Source organism: Enterocloster lavalensis (assembly GCF_046603895.1).
GTDB lineage: Bacteria > Bacillota > Clostridia > Lachnospirales > Lachnospiraceae > Enterocloster > Enterocloster lavalensis.
The window spans coordinates 6,074,031-6,089,511 of the sequence record NZ_CP176637.1; the positions used below are offsets into that span (position 1 = coordinate 6,074,031).

At 57.0% G+C, this 15,481-nt stretch carries 12 protein-coding genes; all 12 read left to right on the forward strand.

Features of this window, described 5'->3' with window-relative positions:
* Positions 1–104: 104 nt before the first annotated feature.
* The 12 genes from ACK2JC_RS27275 to ACK2JC_RS27330 all read left to right on the forward strand — a co-directional run bounded on the left by ACK2JC_RS27275 (position 105) and on the right by ACK2JC_RS27330 (position 15,465).
* Complete coding sequence (locus ACK2JC_RS27275; protein ID WP_368271346.1) at positions 105–1,346, forward strand: glutamate-5-semialdehyde dehydrogenase; 1,242 nt, start codon at positions 105–107, stop codon at positions 1,344–1,346.
* Positions 1,347–1,375: 29 nt separating this feature from the next.
* Complete coding sequence (lepB, locus tag ACK2JC_RS27280) at positions 1,376–1,933, forward strand: signal peptidase I (protein ID WP_092360829.1); 558 nt, start codon at positions 1,376–1,378, stop codon at positions 1,931–1,933.
* A 232-nt stretch (positions 1,934–2,165) separates the two neighbouring features.
* Complete coding sequence (locus ACK2JC_RS27285) at positions 2,166–4,127, forward strand: hypothetical protein (protein WP_368271347.1); 1,962 nt, start codon at positions 2,166–2,168, stop codon at positions 4,125–4,127.
* Positions 4,124–5,926 carry a doubled motif LPXTG anchor domain-containing protein gene (locus ACK2JC_RS27290; protein WP_368271348.1) on the forward strand — a complete coding sequence of 601 codons (1,803 nt, stop codon included), beginning with the start codon at positions 4,124–4,126 and terminating at the stop codon, positions 5,924–5,926. The genes ACK2JC_RS27285 and ACK2JC_RS27290 overlap by 4 nt, the downstream gene beginning before the upstream one ends.
* A gap of 379 nt (positions 5,927–6,305) precedes the next feature.
* Complete coding sequence (locus ACK2JC_RS27295) at positions 6,306–6,527, forward strand: helix-turn-helix transcriptional regulator (protein WP_007711707.1); 222 nt, start codon at positions 6,306–6,308, stop codon at positions 6,525–6,527.
* 14 nt (positions 6,528–6,541) lie between these two features.
* A complete protein-coding gene (locus ACK2JC_RS27300) occupies positions 6,542–6,982 on the forward strand; it encodes a DUF6773 family protein (protein WP_092360826.1) in 441 nt (146 codons plus the stop codon).
* Between the two features lie 338 nt (positions 6,983–7,320).
* Positions 7,321–8,244 (forward strand): AEC family transporter, encoded by a 924-nt coding sequence (locus ACK2JC_RS27305; protein ID WP_320937264.1) that lies wholly within the window; start codon positions 7,321–7,323, stop codon positions 8,242–8,244.
* Positions 8,245–8,252: 8 nt separating this feature from the next.
* A complete protein-coding gene (locus ACK2JC_RS27310; RefSeq protein WP_368271349.1) occupies positions 8,253–9,983 on the forward strand; it encodes an ABC transporter ATP-binding protein in 1,731 nt (576 codons plus the stop codon).
* Positions 9,984–9,988: 5 nt separating this feature from the next.
* Positions 9,989–11,755 (forward strand): ABC transporter ATP-binding protein, encoded by a 1,767-nt coding sequence (locus ACK2JC_RS27315; protein ID WP_227167478.1) that lies wholly within the window; start codon positions 9,989–9,991, stop codon positions 11,753–11,755.
* 19 nt (positions 11,756–11,774) lie between these two features.
* A complete protein-coding gene (locus tag ACK2JC_RS27320; RefSeq protein ID WP_320937265.1) occupies positions 11,775–12,833 on the forward strand; it encodes an acyltransferase in 1,059 nt (352 codons plus the stop codon).
* 74 nt (positions 12,834–12,907) lie between these two features.
* On the forward strand, positions 12,908–14,422 hold the full coding sequence (locus tag ACK2JC_RS27325) for a sensor histidine kinase (RefSeq protein WP_092360821.1): 1,515 nt from the start codon (positions 12,908–12,910) through the stop codon (positions 14,420–14,422).
* Between the two features lie 8 nt (positions 14,423–14,430).
* Entirely contained in the window at positions 14,431–15,465 is a 1,035-nt protein-coding gene (locus ACK2JC_RS27330) for an ABC transporter substrate-binding protein (RefSeq protein WP_320937266.1), read from the forward strand.
* The last annotated feature ends 16 nt before the right edge of the window (positions 15,466–15,481 follow it).

A 15,481-nucleotide genomic window follows, 5' to 3' on the forward strand; every position in this document is an offset into this window, starting at 1 on the left:
TTGGCTTGCCTCTGTGGTATCATGTACTGTAAGTTCCGGGCGGGAGATCCCGGCCGGGCTTTGGCGCTCTTTGATCTTTGTGAAAATGGGTGAGGGAGATTCTTATGACATTAAATGAAATCGGCCGTCAGGCCAAGGAAGTATCGAGGCTTTTGGGCATCCTGGGATCCCGGGAAAAGAATATGGGCCTGGAGGAGGCCGCCAGATCGCTGCTGGAAGGGGAGGAGGAGATCCTTTTAGCCAACCAGGAGGACTATGAGAAGGCGAAAAACGGCGGAATGAGCCAGGGACTGCTGGACCGCCTGATGCTGACGCCGGCCAGGGTTCAGGCCATGGCGGACGGCCTGTTGCAGGTGGCGGCGCTGGAGGACCCGGTAGGGGAAGTGCTCTCCGTGAAGCTGCGCCCCAACGGGCTGCAGATCGGCCAGAAGCGGGTGCCTCTGGGCGTGATTGGAATGATCTATGAGGCGCGGCCCAACGTGACGGCGGACGCCTTCGGGCTGTGCTTTAAGAGCGGAAACGCGGTGATTTTAAAGGGGGGAAGCGACGCCATCCGGTCTAACCAGGCGATCGTGCGCTGCCTGCGGGAGGGGCTGGTTCACGCCGGGCTGCCTGCGGATGCGGTACAGCTGGTGGAGGACACCAACCGGGACACCACCCGGGAGCTCATGCGCCTGAACCAGTACGTGGATGTGCTGATCCCCAGAGGGGGAGCGGGCCTGATCCGCGCGGTGGTGGAGAACAGCACCGTGCCCGTGATCGAGACGGGAACCGGCAACTGCCATATCTATGTGGATGAGTCCGCAGACTTCAATATGGCGCTGGATATTATTTACAATGCAAAGACTCAGCGGATCGGGGTTTGCAACGCCTGTGAATCCCTGGTGGTTCACCGGGCCATAGCGGAGCGTTTTCTGCCGCTTTTAAAGCGCAAGCTGAAGGATAAGCAGGTGGAGATTCGCGCCGACGAGGCGGCCTGCGCCATCGAGCCGTCCTTTACTCTGGCAGCGGAGGAGGATTGGGGAACGGAGTATCTGGACTACATTCTGTCCTTAAAGCTGGTGGATTCCCTGTACGAGGCCATTGCCCATATCAACCATTACAACACCGGCCACTCCGAGGCGATTGTGACCAGCGACTATTTTAATGCCCAGCGCTTCTTAAATGAGGTGGACGCGGCGGCCGTGTATGTCAACGCCTCCACGCGGTTTACGGACGGCGAGGAGTTCGGTTTCGGAGCGGAGATCGGCATCAGCACTCAGAAGCTGCACGCCAGAGGTCCCATGGGGCTCAAGGAGCTGACCACGACCAAATATATTATTTACGGAGACGGACAGATCCGTTAGTCTGCCGTTGTGGAAAAGAGGAATGTTTCATGTCAGATAAAGAAAAGACAGAGAATGAACCGTTTAGCTGGAAGGCGGAGATTATCAGCTGGATTCAGATCATTGTAGCCGCTGTGGCGATTGCCTTTGTGCTCAACAACTTTGTGATTGCCAACAGCCGCGTTCCAACCGGCTCCATGATCCCCACCATTATGGCGAAAACCCGGGTGATCGGCTCCCGCCTTTCCTATATCAACAGCGATCCAGAGCGCGGCGACGTGGTGATTTTCCATTTCCCGGACGATCCTACGGGGAAGACTTACTATGTAAAGCGTATCATCGGATTGCCGGGGGAGACGGTGGACATCGTCGACGGCAAGGTTTATATCGACGGTTCGGACACCCCGCTGGAGGAACCGTATTTGGCGGAACCCATGGAGGGGTCCTGGGGTCCCTATGAGGTGCCGGAGGGCAGCTATTTCATGATGGGAGATAACCGGAATAATTCTCTGGACGCCCGCTACTGGGAAAATCAGTACGTGAAAAAGGATAAGATTATCGCCAAAGTGCTGTTCTGTTACTTCCCGAAATTCAAGAAGGTGGTATAGACCGGCGCCCGGCGTCAGTAAATGTGATACAGGCCCGATTTTCAAGACAGGATATTCCTGGATTTGGAAATCGGGCCTGTTCTTTCTACGAAAATGTAAATATATGGGAAAATAGTGGTCACATAAAGCTGGAAAATATAAAAAACATTTGAATGTTATTAATTTGTAACCGAAATGTAACCGGATTATGTTATAGTTGGCGTAGCAAATAATGGATAAGGTGGAATTTTATATGATAAATCGGTTGGAAACGAAATTGAGAAAGGGAGCCGCTGCGATACTTGCGTTCTGTGTCGCCTCCACGTCCTGCATGGGGAATGCCTTTGCTGCGGTGCGCGAGGCTGAGGAGGACGACGAGATCGAGCTGGTAGAGTGCGTCATCGATCTGGATTGGGAAAAACTGGAGACATCCATTGAGGACGCCATCCGCAGCAATCGCATTTTAAAGGATGAATCGGATTTCTTTTTTGTGAGCGACGATGCCGACACGGTGGCTCAGTACCGTCAGCTGTTGGCGGCCAGCAAGGAAAATCCGCTGTACACGGTGGATTACAAGTTCAAGAAAAAGGATCTGCCGGACAAGACGTCCATCCAGCTGTTCGTGCGCCGGGACGGAAACGCGGAGGTGGCATACGACGACAGAAGCTGGGAAGCGGAGCTGATGGACGGGGACGAGGACCAGGAATTTCTGACGGCAACTCCGGCCCAGGCAACTGCTGAACAGGGGAATGATGTGAGCGGCGGTACGGAGGAGGGATCTGAGGCTGAGAATCGCGATGAGGCCGTGGACCTGGCTGATGATGAATGGAAGGAACCGGCGGCTGACGGCGCGGAGATGGAGGCCGGGAGCGCAGAGACGGGGGTTGAAGCGGAAGCGGATGTTGTAGCCCCGGTTGAGGGGAATGAAGCGGAAACGGGTGTTGTAGCTCCGGTTGAAGAGAGTAAAACGGAAGCGGGGGTTTCGGCTCCTGTTGATGAGCATAATGTAGAAGCGGAAATGACGGTTCCGGTTGAGAAGAGCGAAGTTGAAGCGAACGCGGCAGTTCCGGGTGAGGAGAGCGGCGAAGAAGCGGAAGCGGCGGCTCCGGTTAACGAGAGTGGGTCCAGGATAATGGATTCCACAGAGACAGGCGCGGAGGAGGCAGACCGCGGTTATGAGCTCACAGGAAATGAGCAGCTGATCGTCCTGTTCACCAACAAATCCAACAAAGATGTGGCGTATCAGTTTAATATCAATGGATATCTGACGGAAAAGACCTATGTCTACTGTGCAGATACCTTGAAGGAAGAGATGAGGGACGCCCTGGAGCCTGAGCAAAAGGTTCCAGAGTCCACGGCAGCAGTAGAAGTTGTTGAACCGGTCCAGCCGGGAGCGGCCGGCGGCGCAGGTGGCGGCACCGGTGAGAACGCCGGCGTTGAGAAAGATCCCACAGCCGGAGAGGTCATGGATCAGACAGAAGCTCCGGGAACGGACGGGGAACAGGAGATGACCGGCGGCACTGAGGATCAGACGGAAGATAAGACCGTATCGGATGAAACGGCCGGGGATTCCGGGAGTTCTGAAGAAATCGGCGAAACAGGCAAAGCGGAGTCCGATAATGACAACACCGGTTCCGGCAGCCAGAGCGGCACGGATATGGGAGACGGAAGTGGAAACTCCGAAAACGGAAGCGGCGCAGGCGAACATGAAAGCTCTGACGGCGCAAACAATCCGGATGGCAGCGGAAGCTCCGACAATGGAAGCAATGCAGGCGGCAGCGTAGACTCCGGCAGTACAGATAGTGGCAGCACAAGTGAAGATTCCGGCAGCATAAGCGGTTCTGGTTCCGACAACAGTACCGGTTCCGGCAGCAGCACCGGCGGAAGTGGAAGTTCCGACGACAGTACCGGCGAGTCGGGCGACAGCGGAAGCTCCGGCAGCAACAGCGGTTCCGGCTCCGACAGCAATTCCGGCTCCGACAGCGGCTCCAGCACTGACAGCGGCTCCGATAGCGGTTCCGGTTCCGGTTCCAGCGCCGACAGCGGCTCCGGCTCCGATAGTGGCTCCGGCGGCATGTCCCTGTCTATGTCCAGGCGCGATGTGCCGGTTGTGGCGGCAGCGGAGGACGATACCATCGACATGGTGGAATGTCTGGATCCCGTGCTGTTAAAACATCCGCGAGGAGCACAGCGGCCAGCGCGGCAGTCGGATTGACGGCGTTCAGTCTGAACAGCCTTCCCTTTGGAATCCGCAACGGAAACAAAGTGACATTTACGATCAAGAATGTGCGCAGCGAGGGCAGCGGTACCACAAGCAATCCCTACGAGTATGCAGTGACGTTCTCCAATGCGGAGAATATCAGCATTCCGGAGGATGAGCGCTGGGAGATCACGGACAATGGGGATACCCTGGAGCTGACCGCAGAGCTGGCTCAGGGCGGCAGCGTTCAGATTCCGGTCACACTGCTGGATCTCACGCAGCCGGTCACCTATACGATTGTGCAGCGGGAGATGGAACACAACCACTTTGTGGATATTGTCTATGACCACACCAAGGTTTCCGGATCGGTTTCCGGTGAAACGGAGGACGGAGACAGCGAGGTGACGGAGACGGTTCCCTACGGTTATCAGTACGACCGGGAATGTTATGGTTCCCTGATCGAGATGGCCGAGGATTTGGCGAGGGCCGCGAACAAATGTAAAAACTGGGGTGAATTGCAGGAACTGCTTCATGCATCCAATATCAATTCCATTAAAAATGAGGAATACAGAGCCTGCTTGGCAGAGGGGCTTGGCCTGGACGGTAAGTGGCCGAAAGCCGCAGACGAAGGTTTGAGTGAACTTCTGTACAAGTCCAACCGCTATGACAGGGAAAAGCAGGAATTCTACGGAATTGGATATCAGAACAAGACAAAGGTTTATCTGGACAGTTATTATTTAAATGTTTATGTGAAACCGGCGCAGTTTGATAAAACCGGCGCAAAGACCCAGCGCGCCCAGGCAGTGCCCTATATCTCCCTGGAAAGCACCTTGAATGGCGGAAACAAATGGCGCGCGTTTATTCTCTATGATCAGGAGACCGGGAAATGGTATGAGAATCCAAACTCATCGGATAATCCCCAGTCCCTGGCCGGTTTATTAAAAATGACGGCGCTGCAGTTTGTCCAGGAGTACGGATGGACGGAATTGATGGACGGCACAAGCACGGGAGTTACCGACAACGATAACAACAGCGCTTCCGGGTCCTTCCAGAGCAATGGGTTCCTCTACAACGTAGCGGTTTCCTTCATCAATAATTACAGCGTGCCCCAGCCTGAAATGTACACCGTAACCTTCTACCAGGAGGACCGGACCAGCGTGGTGGACACCCGCCGGGTGGAGGCCGGAGCGGCGGTTGAAAATCCGCCCATCCCAGCGCAGCTGGAGGGAAAGAACTTTGTAAAATGGGATCAGGATCTGACGGATATCACCTCAGACCTGGATGTTTACCCGGTATATGAGGAGGCGCAGGAGCCGATTCCTCCGGAAAGCACAGAGACGCCGGAAGAGCCGGATACACCGGTCAAACCGGATACGCCTGCCAATCCTGATACGCCGGAAACGCCGTCTACTCCCGAGACGCCGGACGCGCCGGTTACCCCCGACACGCCGGAAACTCCCGACAGCCCGGATTCCGGAAACCACCAGGGCGGCGGAAACGGCTCTTCAGGCGGCAGCGGTTCCTCAGGCGGCAGCTCGGGCGGTCCTGGGAACAGCGCAACGTATGTGTCCAATGGCCCGGGTCATGAGGTGAAGGAGATTGCACCCGGCGAGACGCCCCTGGCGGTTATGCCCGCAAACGCCTCATCGGCGGCACAGCAGGCCATGACAATGATTGACGACGGGGAAGTTCCCCTGGCAGCCATTCCCAAGACCGGAAACAGAAGCGCGGCAGCGGAGCTGACCATGCTGGTGTCCGGGGTGCTGCTGGCAGTCTACATGGCATTGGGAAAAAACAGAAGAAAAGAACAATAGCTTAACAGATAAGAGTAGCCGGCGCATACGTCCATTAAAAACGTGTGCGCCGGCTTTTTGCAGCTGCATTTCCAAAATGAGACAGTCATTTACAAAAACAAGATAGATGTCTGCAAAATGAGAGTTTCATTTACAAAACGGGAATCCTGCGAAAAGCAAAGAAAACCGGGAAAGATCATTACAAAATGGGATTTTCGGTTTTAAAACGGGATTTTCGGTTACAAAATTGGGCTGTCATTTATAAAACAGGAATTTCATAGTACAAACGGGATTCTCGGGTTACTATTTACGGATTCTCGGGCTACAATTCAGCCAACCGCATTTTACACTAAACAAAATACAAAATATAATTGACATTTAGAATTATATATATTATAATATGCAATATAGAGGAGGTGGCAGCCATTTGAAGAATCTGAAATTAAAATCCGCCCGTGCGGCGCTTGACTTATCCCAGGAGGAGTTGGCGGAAAAGGTTGGGGTGACGCGGCAGACCATCGGCATGATCGAGGCGGGGAAGTATAACCCCACGCTGAATCTATGTGTTGCGATCTGCAAGGTATTGGGAAAGACACTGGACGATTTATTTTGGGAAGAGTGAAAGGATGGAACGATATGAAAGATGAGAGAGTAATGCAGTCGACGAATAAAATCTGGGGAGAGATCGGACGTTTGGCCTATTATCTGGCGGCGGCATCCTTTGTTGTGAAGTGCCTGTTTTTCGGTTTTAAGCTGGAGGACTGTATCCTGGAATACGTGATCATGATTGGAGCGCCGATCTACCAGCTCTTCCGCATGCACCAGCTGAAGCTGGCGTACAGCATGATGACCGACAAACGCAGATACTGGAAGCGCGAAGCGGTGGTGATGCTTGTCGTTGTGGTGGTATACATTGCGGTGATGCTCACCCGCTCGGAGCTGGATGTTAAGGAAGCGCTGATTTCACTGGTGGCCTTTATCGTATCCTTCCAGGCGGTCCGCCTGCTGATCGTCACCCGGGAGGAAAAGCGTGCCAAGCGGCTGGAGAAGGAATTTGAGGAGGATTCACAGGACTGAGGGCGTTCGTCGGGCCGTCAGGGCGGGAAGAGAAATTGCAGACTGAGATTGTGACGGGCGCCGCGGCAGAGGGCGCCCGTTTTTTGCTGTGTCCATGGCGGAATAAACCGGAATGGGCGGCGGCAGCCAAGGACCGCAAAAGGCAAATCGCGAAAACCGGCAACCTTTCAGTTGAAAATCCCAGGCAAATGATCTAAAATAGTAAATTATGATTACGGCTCACCGGTAATAGAACGCCAAGCGCGCTGCTTGCCTCAGACTGAACCGTAACAAATCTTGTGTGAGGGTGGACAGATGGGGCGGTTGCAAATATGGAATCCGAATAAGGTGGAGCGCAGATGAACGTATCGATTATTGCAAATCAAATGATGGTCCTGTTCCTGATGATGGTGGCAGGATATGGAGCATACAAGCGGGGAATGGTGAGCAGGGAGGGGACCAAAAGCCTTTCCTCCCTGATTGTGAACATCCTGAATCCCTGCCTGATTTTGAGCGGTGTGATGAATAAAGAGGTGACCTATGGGCCAAGGCTGATTTTAGAAAATCTGCTGCTGGTGTTTTTGATGTTCGCCCTCCTCATTGTCCTGAGCCTGCTGTTCGTGCGGCTGGCGCGGCCGGGGAAGGATCGTGAGAACACGTACCGGCTGATGGTGATTTTCCCGAACCTGGGTTTTATGGGGATTCCGCTGATCACCAGCGTGTACGGCCAGGCGTCGGTGATTTTTGTGGCCTTCTACATCGTGGGCTACAATCTTCTCATTTACTCCTACGGGATTCTGCTGAGTACCGGAAATGGCGGAAGAACGGAGCATTTTCCGCTGCGCCGCCTCGTCAACCCCGGCATGGGGGCCAGCGTCCTGGCGATTCTGATATTCGCCCTGCGCCTGCGCCTTCCTGATGCGGTGGGCTCCTTTTTCGGCTACATGGGGAACGCGGCGGTGGCGCTGTCCATGATGACCGTGGGTATGACCGTAGCTCAGGCGGATTTAAAGTCCATCTTCATGGACCGCTGCCAGCTGGGATTTACAGCGTTCAGCCTGCTGCTGGTGCCGCTCGTCTGCATTCCCTTTCTTCACCTGCTGCCCATCGATCCCATGTCCTACGGCATCTTTATTCTCCTGATCGCCATGCCGGTGGGAAGCACGGTGACGCTGATTGAGATGGAGTACGGGGGCGGGGACGGGCGGGTGTCCGCCGGCGGCATCGCCCTGACCTCCCTGGTGTCCATGGTGACCATCCCTCTTATTTCCTTTATCGCGTGAGGTAGAACATGAAACGCATTGTGACGCAATATCTGCGGCCTTATTACGGCCGCATGCTGGTGGGGTTTGCCATCAAATTCAGCGGGACCTGTCTGGATCTCTGTCTGCCCTGGGTTCTGGCACGGATGATCGACGTGGTGATCCCTCAGGGGGAGAGGCGCGCCATCTTTGCCTGGGGCCTGGTGATGCTGGGGCTGGCGGCAGGGGCGGCGATCTGTAATATCACGGCCAACCGCATGGCCGCCCGGGTGGCGGCCGGGTCCACTCAGGCGGTGCGGGCCGATTTGTTCAGCAAGGTGATGTATCTGTCGGACAGCCAGTCCGGAGAGCTGGGAAAGCCGTCCCTGATCTCCCGGCTGACCACGGACACCTACAATGTTTACAACGTGATCGGGAGAGTCCAGCGCCTGGGGGTGCGGGCTCCTCTTTTGCTGATCGGAGGTCTGTGCATCACCATGACATTGGACGCCCACCTGGCCTGCATCCTGCTGGCCGCCCTGGCGATCCTCGCCGTGGTGGTGGTGACGGTGTCGCGCAGGAGCGTGCCCATGTACGGGCAGCTCCAGAAGGCCCTGGACCGCCTGGTGATGTCCGTCCGGGAAAATATCGCAGGCATCCGCGTGATCAAGGCCCTGTCCAAGGAGGACTGGGAGAAGGAGCGCTTTGCCGGAATCAACGATCAGGTGGTGCAGCGGGAAAAGGCCGCGGGCCTGACCATGGCGGTGATCAATCCGGTCATGAACCTGGTGCTGAACGTCGGCCTGGTGGCCGTGGTGGTGGCCGGGGCCTACCGGGTCAACGCCGGGGATACGGAGATCGGAAAAATACTGGCCTTTCTGACCTATTTTACCATTATCCTGAATGCGCTTTTGTCCATTTCCAAGATGATCGCCATCATCTCCCGGGGAATCGCTTCCGCGGACCGCATCGAGGCGGTGCTGTCCATGGAGGACGTGCTTCCGGTGACGGAGGAGGCGGAGGGGGAGCCAGAGAGGGAGCCGGAGAGAGAGCCGTCCTGGCACATCTGTTTTTCTCATGTGGACTTCTCCTATACGCCGGGAAAGAAAAATCTGGAGGACATCAGCTTTTGCCTGAAGCGCGGGGAAACCCTGGGAATCGTTGGGGCCACCGGCGCGGGTAAATCCACGCTTCTTAAGCTGCTTTTGCGGTTTTACGACGCCACCGGCGGCACGGTGAGGATCAGCGGCCGGGATATCCGCTCCTACGGCCTGACAGAACTGCGGGAGAAGTTCGGCGTGGTGTTTCAGAACGACGTGATTTTTAAGGACAGTATCCTGGAAAATATACGGCTGAGGCGGGACCTGACCCCGGGAGCGGTGGACAAGGCCTTAAAGACGGCCCAGGCGGAGGAATTTGTGCGGGGCAAGTCCGGGGAACTGGAGGAGGCGTTAAATATCCGCGGAGCCAATTTGAGCGGCGGACAGAAGCAGCGCCTGCTCATCGCCCGGGCTCTGGCCGGAGCGCCGGAGATTCTGATCCTGGACGACTCTTCCAGCGCCCTGGATTACCGAACGGACGCCAGGCTGCGGGCTGCCCTGGCCCGGCTGTATCCGGGAACTACCAAGGTGATCGTGGCCCAGCGGGTCAGCTCCATCCTCCACGCGGACCGCATCCTGGTGCTGCAGAACGGAAGGGCCGCGGGACTGGGAAATCACGAACAGCTTTTGGCGGACTGCGAGGTTTACCGCAGGATTGTCCGCTCGCAGATGGGAGCGTGACGGGCATGGGTGAACGAAAAAAACGGGAACGAATCAACTGGAACACCTTAAAAAAGCTGGGACATTATCTGGCGGCGGAGCGGTGGTACCTGCTGGTTGCGGTCTGCCTGGCGGTGGCGGGGAACCTGCTGGCCCTGGCCGGCCCCATGCTCAGCGGTTACGCGGTGGACGCCATCAGCCCCGGCCCCGGACGGGTGGACTTCGAACGGGTATTTTACTATGCAAAATGGATGATCGTCTGCTACGGGGCCGCCTTTGTCTGCTCCTACAGCCTGGCCGCCCTGATGATCCATGTGAGCCAACGCATCGTGCGGCGCATGCGCAGGGATGTGTTCGACCATCTGATGGAACTCCCGGTGGGGTATTTTGACACCAGAACCACCGGGGATGTGATCAGCCGCATCTCCTACGACATCGATACCATCAACGGCTCCCTGTCCCACGACGCGGTGCAGATGATGACCACGGTCATCACCGTGGTGGGCGCGCTGTCCATGATGGTGCGGATTTCACGGCAGCTGGTGCTGGTGTTCGCGTTCACGGTGCCCCTGTCCATTTTCATGACCCGTCAGATCACGCGCAGGACACGGCCCCTGTTTCGGGTGCGCTCCGCCTCCCTGGGAGAGTTAAACGGGTACGCGGAGGAGATGGTCACCGGCAAGGAGACCCTGGCGGCCTACTGCCGGGAGGAGAGCACCATCCGCACCTTTGAAGAAAAGAACGGGGAAGCCACAAAAGCCGGCTACCGCGCGGACTATTATGGTAATATTGTGGGCTCCTGCATCAATTTCATCAACAATCTGTCCCTGACGCTGATCAGCGTGTTCGGCGCGCTGCTGTATCTGGGCGGCTTCCTGACGGTGGGACATATTTCCTCCTTTGTGCTGTACTCCCGGAAATTTTCCGGGCCAATCAACGAGTTCGCCAATATCATCGGCGAGCTCCAGTCCTCCCTGGCGGCTGCGGAGCGGATTTTCCTGCTGTTGGACGAGCGGGCGGAGACCGCGGACGAGGCGTTGGGCGTGGAGGTATTGGACTGCCGGAAGGGGGAGGTGGACTTTGAACAGATCACCTTCGGTTATGAGCCTGGGCGGCCGGTGATCCGGGACCTGTCCCTTAAAGCGCCTTCCGGGGCGCTGGTGGCCATCGTGGGACCGACGGGAGCGGGAAAAACCACGCTGATCAACCTGCTCATGCGTTTCTACGATGCGAACCAGGGGCGGCTTTTGGTGGACGGCAGGCCGGTGAAGTCGGTGTCCCGGGCCAGCCTGCGGGCCAATTTCGCCATGGTGCTCCAGGACAGCTGGCTGTTTAACGGGACGGTATACGAAAATCTGGCCTATGGGAGCAAAAACGCCACCCGGGCGGATGTAAAGCGGGCCGCGCAGATGGCCATGGCGGACGAATTCATCGAAAAGCTGCCCCAGGGCTACGACACGGTGCTGACCGAGGACGGGGCCAGCCTGTCCAAGGGGCAGAAGCAGCTCTTGACCATCGCCAGGGCCATGCTGCTGGACGCGCGCATCCTGATTTTGGACGAGGCCACGTCCAATGTGGACACGGAGACGGAGCTGCAGATCCAGGCCGCCATGCGGCAGCTCATGCAGGGGAAGACCTGCTTTGTCATCGCCCACCGGCTTTCCACCATCCGCAACGCGGACACGATTCTGGTGGTGGACCAGGGGCAGATTGTGGAGCAGGGCCGTCACGGGGAGCTGATGGAGAAGAAGGGATTTTACTACCGCCTGTACCAGGCGCAATTTCAGATATAGAGACCGGAGGGCCGACAAGATGGAGAGAGCGCATGAACGGGAATACGATCTGCTGCGGGTGATCTGCTGCGCCGCGGTGGTGGTGCTGCACACGGGCAGCATCTACCTGGCCGGGTGGCAGCCGGGCATGCCCGCGGCGAACCGCACGGCGGCGGCTCTCATGCAGAGCCTGACCCGGGACGCGGTTCCGCTGTTTGTGATGCTCAGCGGAGCCTTTCTCCTGCCGGACCCCAAAAGCCGGGACTTCCGGCAGTTCTACCGGAAATCCTGGAAGAAAATGGGGATTCCCACGCTGGTATTCAGCGCGCTGTACGTGGCCTACGCCTACACGGTGCTGCTGGCAAAAATCTACATCAAGCACACCGCCGGGACGGACCAGCTGGGCCAGCCCCTTATCATGTGGCTGAACGGAGTGCCGTACTTTCACATGTGGTTTATGTACATGCTGGCGGGGCTTTACGCGGTGACGCCGGTTTTAGCTTCCCTGAAGCAGCGGATGGGAGAGCGGGCGTGGCTGGCCGCCGGAGTATTCTGCACCCTGGCCGGGATGGCGCTGTCGGCGCGCACGGCGCTGCCCTGGTATCTCCAGTGGCTGCTGTACCTGGGATACTTTATGATGGGAGCCTATATCCGCTGCCACTTCCGGAAAAAGAGAGGAAATCCTCTGAGAAACGGATATCTTTGCGCGGGCCTTCTCTGTCTGGCCGCGGCCGCCTGGCTGTTTCACCGCAAGCTCTGGTACGGGATTCTGCCTCGGTATGAGGTGATCCATCCCCTGTCCGGCCTGATTGTGTTAAGCAGTATGCTGGTGTTTGCCGGCTTTGCCGGGCGCAGGGTGACGGTGGATTTGAGCCGGCAGAGCCGCCTGACCTTTTATCTCTACCTCTTTCACGGCGGAGTGCTGTCATTTCTGGACATTCTGATGAGAAACGTGTTTTCGTGGGAACCGAGGATTCCCCAGATGCTGTTTGCGGCGCTTCTCACCTGGCTGATTTCCCTGGCCCTTTCCGCGGCGTGCGGGACCTATATCCGGCCGGGAGCGCGGAGGACGGGGGAAGGGCGGGCGCACCGGCGCTAAAACCGGTTGCCCCCGCCCGAAAATCCGCTTATAATAGCTATAACCGATAACCATCAACCGAGGACAAGCAGACTATGGAGCCCAGCGTTTTTCCGCAAAAAGCGTCAGAGAAAAATCACATCCGTTTTTCGATCAATAAAAAAATCCTGATCCTCTCGGCGGCGATTGTATTACCGTTTCTTATTTTCGTGGCGGTTCTTCTGGTTTCCATGACCAGATACAACCGCAGATTCGATAAAATCGTCAGCAACATGACCGTGGCCAACAATTACAACTTAAACTTCAAGGAGGAGATGGACGAGAGCCTCTACAAGCTGGTGGTAGGATATGTGGATTACGAGGAGATTTCGGAAAATGGATCGCTGAAGGATCCCTACGCGCTGATCGGCGAGCTGCGGGGCGAATTCACCACCCTGCGGGACATCACCACGGAGGCGGAGAGCAGGTTGTGGCTGGAAAGCCTTCTGCGCAACATCGACACCCTGGAGAAGCGGGTGGACGACATCATGGAGAACATCCGCATCGGCGGCCGGTACGACGAGAACATAGAGGAGCTGGACAACAACATTTACATTCTCACCGAGCTGATTCAGGACAACATCCAGTATTACATCTATTACCAGACAAAGAGCATGGAGGCGGTGACCACGGACTTAAACCGCCAGATCCACAACTTTGTCATCGCCTGCGGCCTGCTTGGCATGGTTTTGCTGGTCCTGACCGTGCTGGTCACCTACCTGATCACCGCGGATATTCTGCGCCCCATAAAGGTCCTCTACGACGCCACCCAGAGGGTTTCCCAGGGAGACTTAAGCGCCAGGGCCGACGTGGCTTCCAGGGACGAGATTGAGATTCTGGCCCGGGGGTTCAACGACATGGCTGGAAACCTGGAGCTTTTGGTCCAGAGGACAAAGGAGGACGAGCAGAAGCTGCGCAAGCTGGATCTGCGCCTGCTGCAGGAGCAGATCAATCCCCATTTCCTGTACAATACGCTGGACACCATTGTCTGGCTCATCGAGGACAACAAGGCCGACGAGGCCGTGAACATGGTGGTGACGCTGTCCAACTTTTTCCGCCTGGTGCTCAGCCGGGGAAGGGAGCTTATTTCCCTGAGGGAGGAGGAACAGCACATCAGGAGCTACCTGGAAATCCAGGAGATGCGCTACCACGACATACTGGAGTACGACATCCGGATCGATCCGGCGCTGTACGATTACCAGATTCTGAAGCTGACGCTGCAGCCCCTGGTGGAGAACGCGCTCTACCACGGCATCAAGTACAAGCGGGCTAAGGGGTACATCCACGTTTCCGGGGAAAAGGACGGGGATGTGCTCCGCCTGTCGGTCAGGGACGACGGGGTGGGGATGGACGAATGCGAGCTGGAACAGCTTCGCCGCGAGATACGGCGCCCCTGCCGGGAGACGGAGAAGGGGTTCGGCCTCGCCAATGTCAACGAGCGGATTCACATGTACTTCGGCCCCGAGTACGGGATGGAGATTCAATCCCAAAAGGGCGGGGGAACGGTTGTAAGTCTGACGATTCCGGCGGTCAAAGAGGAAACGGAACCGGCCGGGATCGGGAAAAGGTGAGATGAGAGATGAGAGTTCCAGGAAAAAACGCAGGAATGAAAGCAGGCCGGATTGTGATTGCGGCGCTCCTTGTGCTCCTTTTGGCAGGCTGTGCCGGAACCCACGGGGTGGAGCAGCCGGAGGACACCCGCACTCCCGTGGACGACAACCTGATCGTGGTAGGCGTGTCCCAGGTGGGCAGCGAGTCTGTCTGGCGGACCGCCAACACGGCGTCCATCCAGAATGTTTTCACAAAGGAAAACGGATATTTTCTGATCTTTAACAACGCCAGGCAGAAGCAGGAGAATCAGATCAAGGCGCTGCGCAGCTTTATTTCCCAGCGGGTGGACTACATCGTATTCTCGCCCATCACGGAGGACGGCTGGGACACGGTGCTCCAGGAGGCAAAGGACGCGCAGATTCCCGTGATTCTGATCGACCGCAAGGTGGACGTGCCGGACGACTCGCTCTACACCACCTGGATCGGCTCAGACTTTTACAAGGAAGGCCGGATGGCCGCAACGGCGCTGGACGAATGTTTAAAGCGCCAAAACCGCGGTGAGGACAGGATTAACATTGTGGTGCTCCAGGGCACCCGGGGGGCCACGGCCACAATCGGCCGCACCAGCGGGTTCAACGAGATCGCCGGGGAGCATAGGAACTGGGTGATTCTGGACCAGGTGGACGCGGAGTTTACCACCGCAAAGGGCCAGGAACAGATGGAGCGGCTGCTGCGCCTGCATCCGGACATCGACGTGGTGATCTCGCAAAACGATGATATGACCTTTGGCGCCCTGGAGGCAATCCGCGGGGCCGGGCTGACGCCGGGGGAGGAGGGGGACGTGATCGTCATCTCCTTTGACGCCGTGAAGGCGGCCCTGGAGCTGGTGGAGAGCGGGGACATCACCGCGGATGTGGAGTGCAACCCCAATCAGGGCGAGTACGCGGAAACGGTAATCCAAAAAATGGAAAATAACGAGGCGGTGGCGAAAATGTACGTTGTCCCGGAGACGGTGTTTACCAGGGAGAATGTGACAAAAGCCCTGGAGGAGAGAACTTATTGACAGGAAAGAGGAAGCG

What these genes read in the sequence shown, in the direction of transcription:
- ACK2JC_RS27300 (WP_092360826.1), top strand. Translation starts at nt 6,542, where the DNA reads ATGAAAGATGAGAGAGTAATGCAGTCGACGAATAAAATCTGGGGAGAG.
- ACK2JC_RS27325 (WP_092360821.1), top strand. Translation starts at nt 12,908, where the DNA reads ATGGAGCCCAGCGTTTTTCCGCAAAAAGCGTCAGAGAAAAATCACATC.
- ACK2JC_RS27330 (WP_320937266.1), top strand. Translation starts at nt 14,431, where the DNA reads ATGAGAGTTCCAGGAAAAAACGCAGGAATGAAAGCAGGCCGGATTGTG.
- ACK2JC_RS27320 (WP_320937265.1), top strand. Translation starts at nt 11,775, where the DNA reads ATGGAGAGAGCGCATGAACGGGAATACGATCTGCTGCGGGTGATCTGC.
- lepB (WP_092360829.1), top strand. Translation starts at nt 1,376, where the DNA reads ATGTCAGATAAAGAAAAGACAGAGAATGAACCGTTTAGCTGGAAGGCG.
- ACK2JC_RS27295 (WP_007711707.1), top strand. Translation starts at nt 6,306, where the DNA reads ATGCAATATAGAGGAGGTGGCAGCCATTTGAAGAATCTGAAATTAAAA.
- ACK2JC_RS27285 (WP_368271347.1), top strand. Translation starts at nt 2,166, where the DNA reads ATGATAAATCGGTTGGAAACGAAATTGAGAAAGGGAGCCGCTGCGATA.
- ACK2JC_RS27315 (WP_227167478.1), top strand. Translation starts at nt 9,989, where the DNA reads ATGGGTGAACGAAAAAAACGGGAACGAATCAACTGGAACACCTTAAAA.
- ACK2JC_RS27275 (WP_368271346.1), top strand. Translation starts at nt 105, where the DNA reads ATGACATTAAATGAAATCGGCCGTCAGGCCAAGGAAGTATCGAGGCTT.
- ACK2JC_RS27310 (WP_368271349.1), top strand. Translation starts at nt 8,253, where the DNA reads ATGAAACGCATTGTGACGCAATATCTGCGGCCTTATTACGGCCGCATG.
- ACK2JC_RS27305 (WP_320937264.1), top strand. Translation starts at nt 7,321, where the DNA reads ATGAACGTATCGATTATTGCAAATCAAATGATGGTCCTGTTCCTGATG.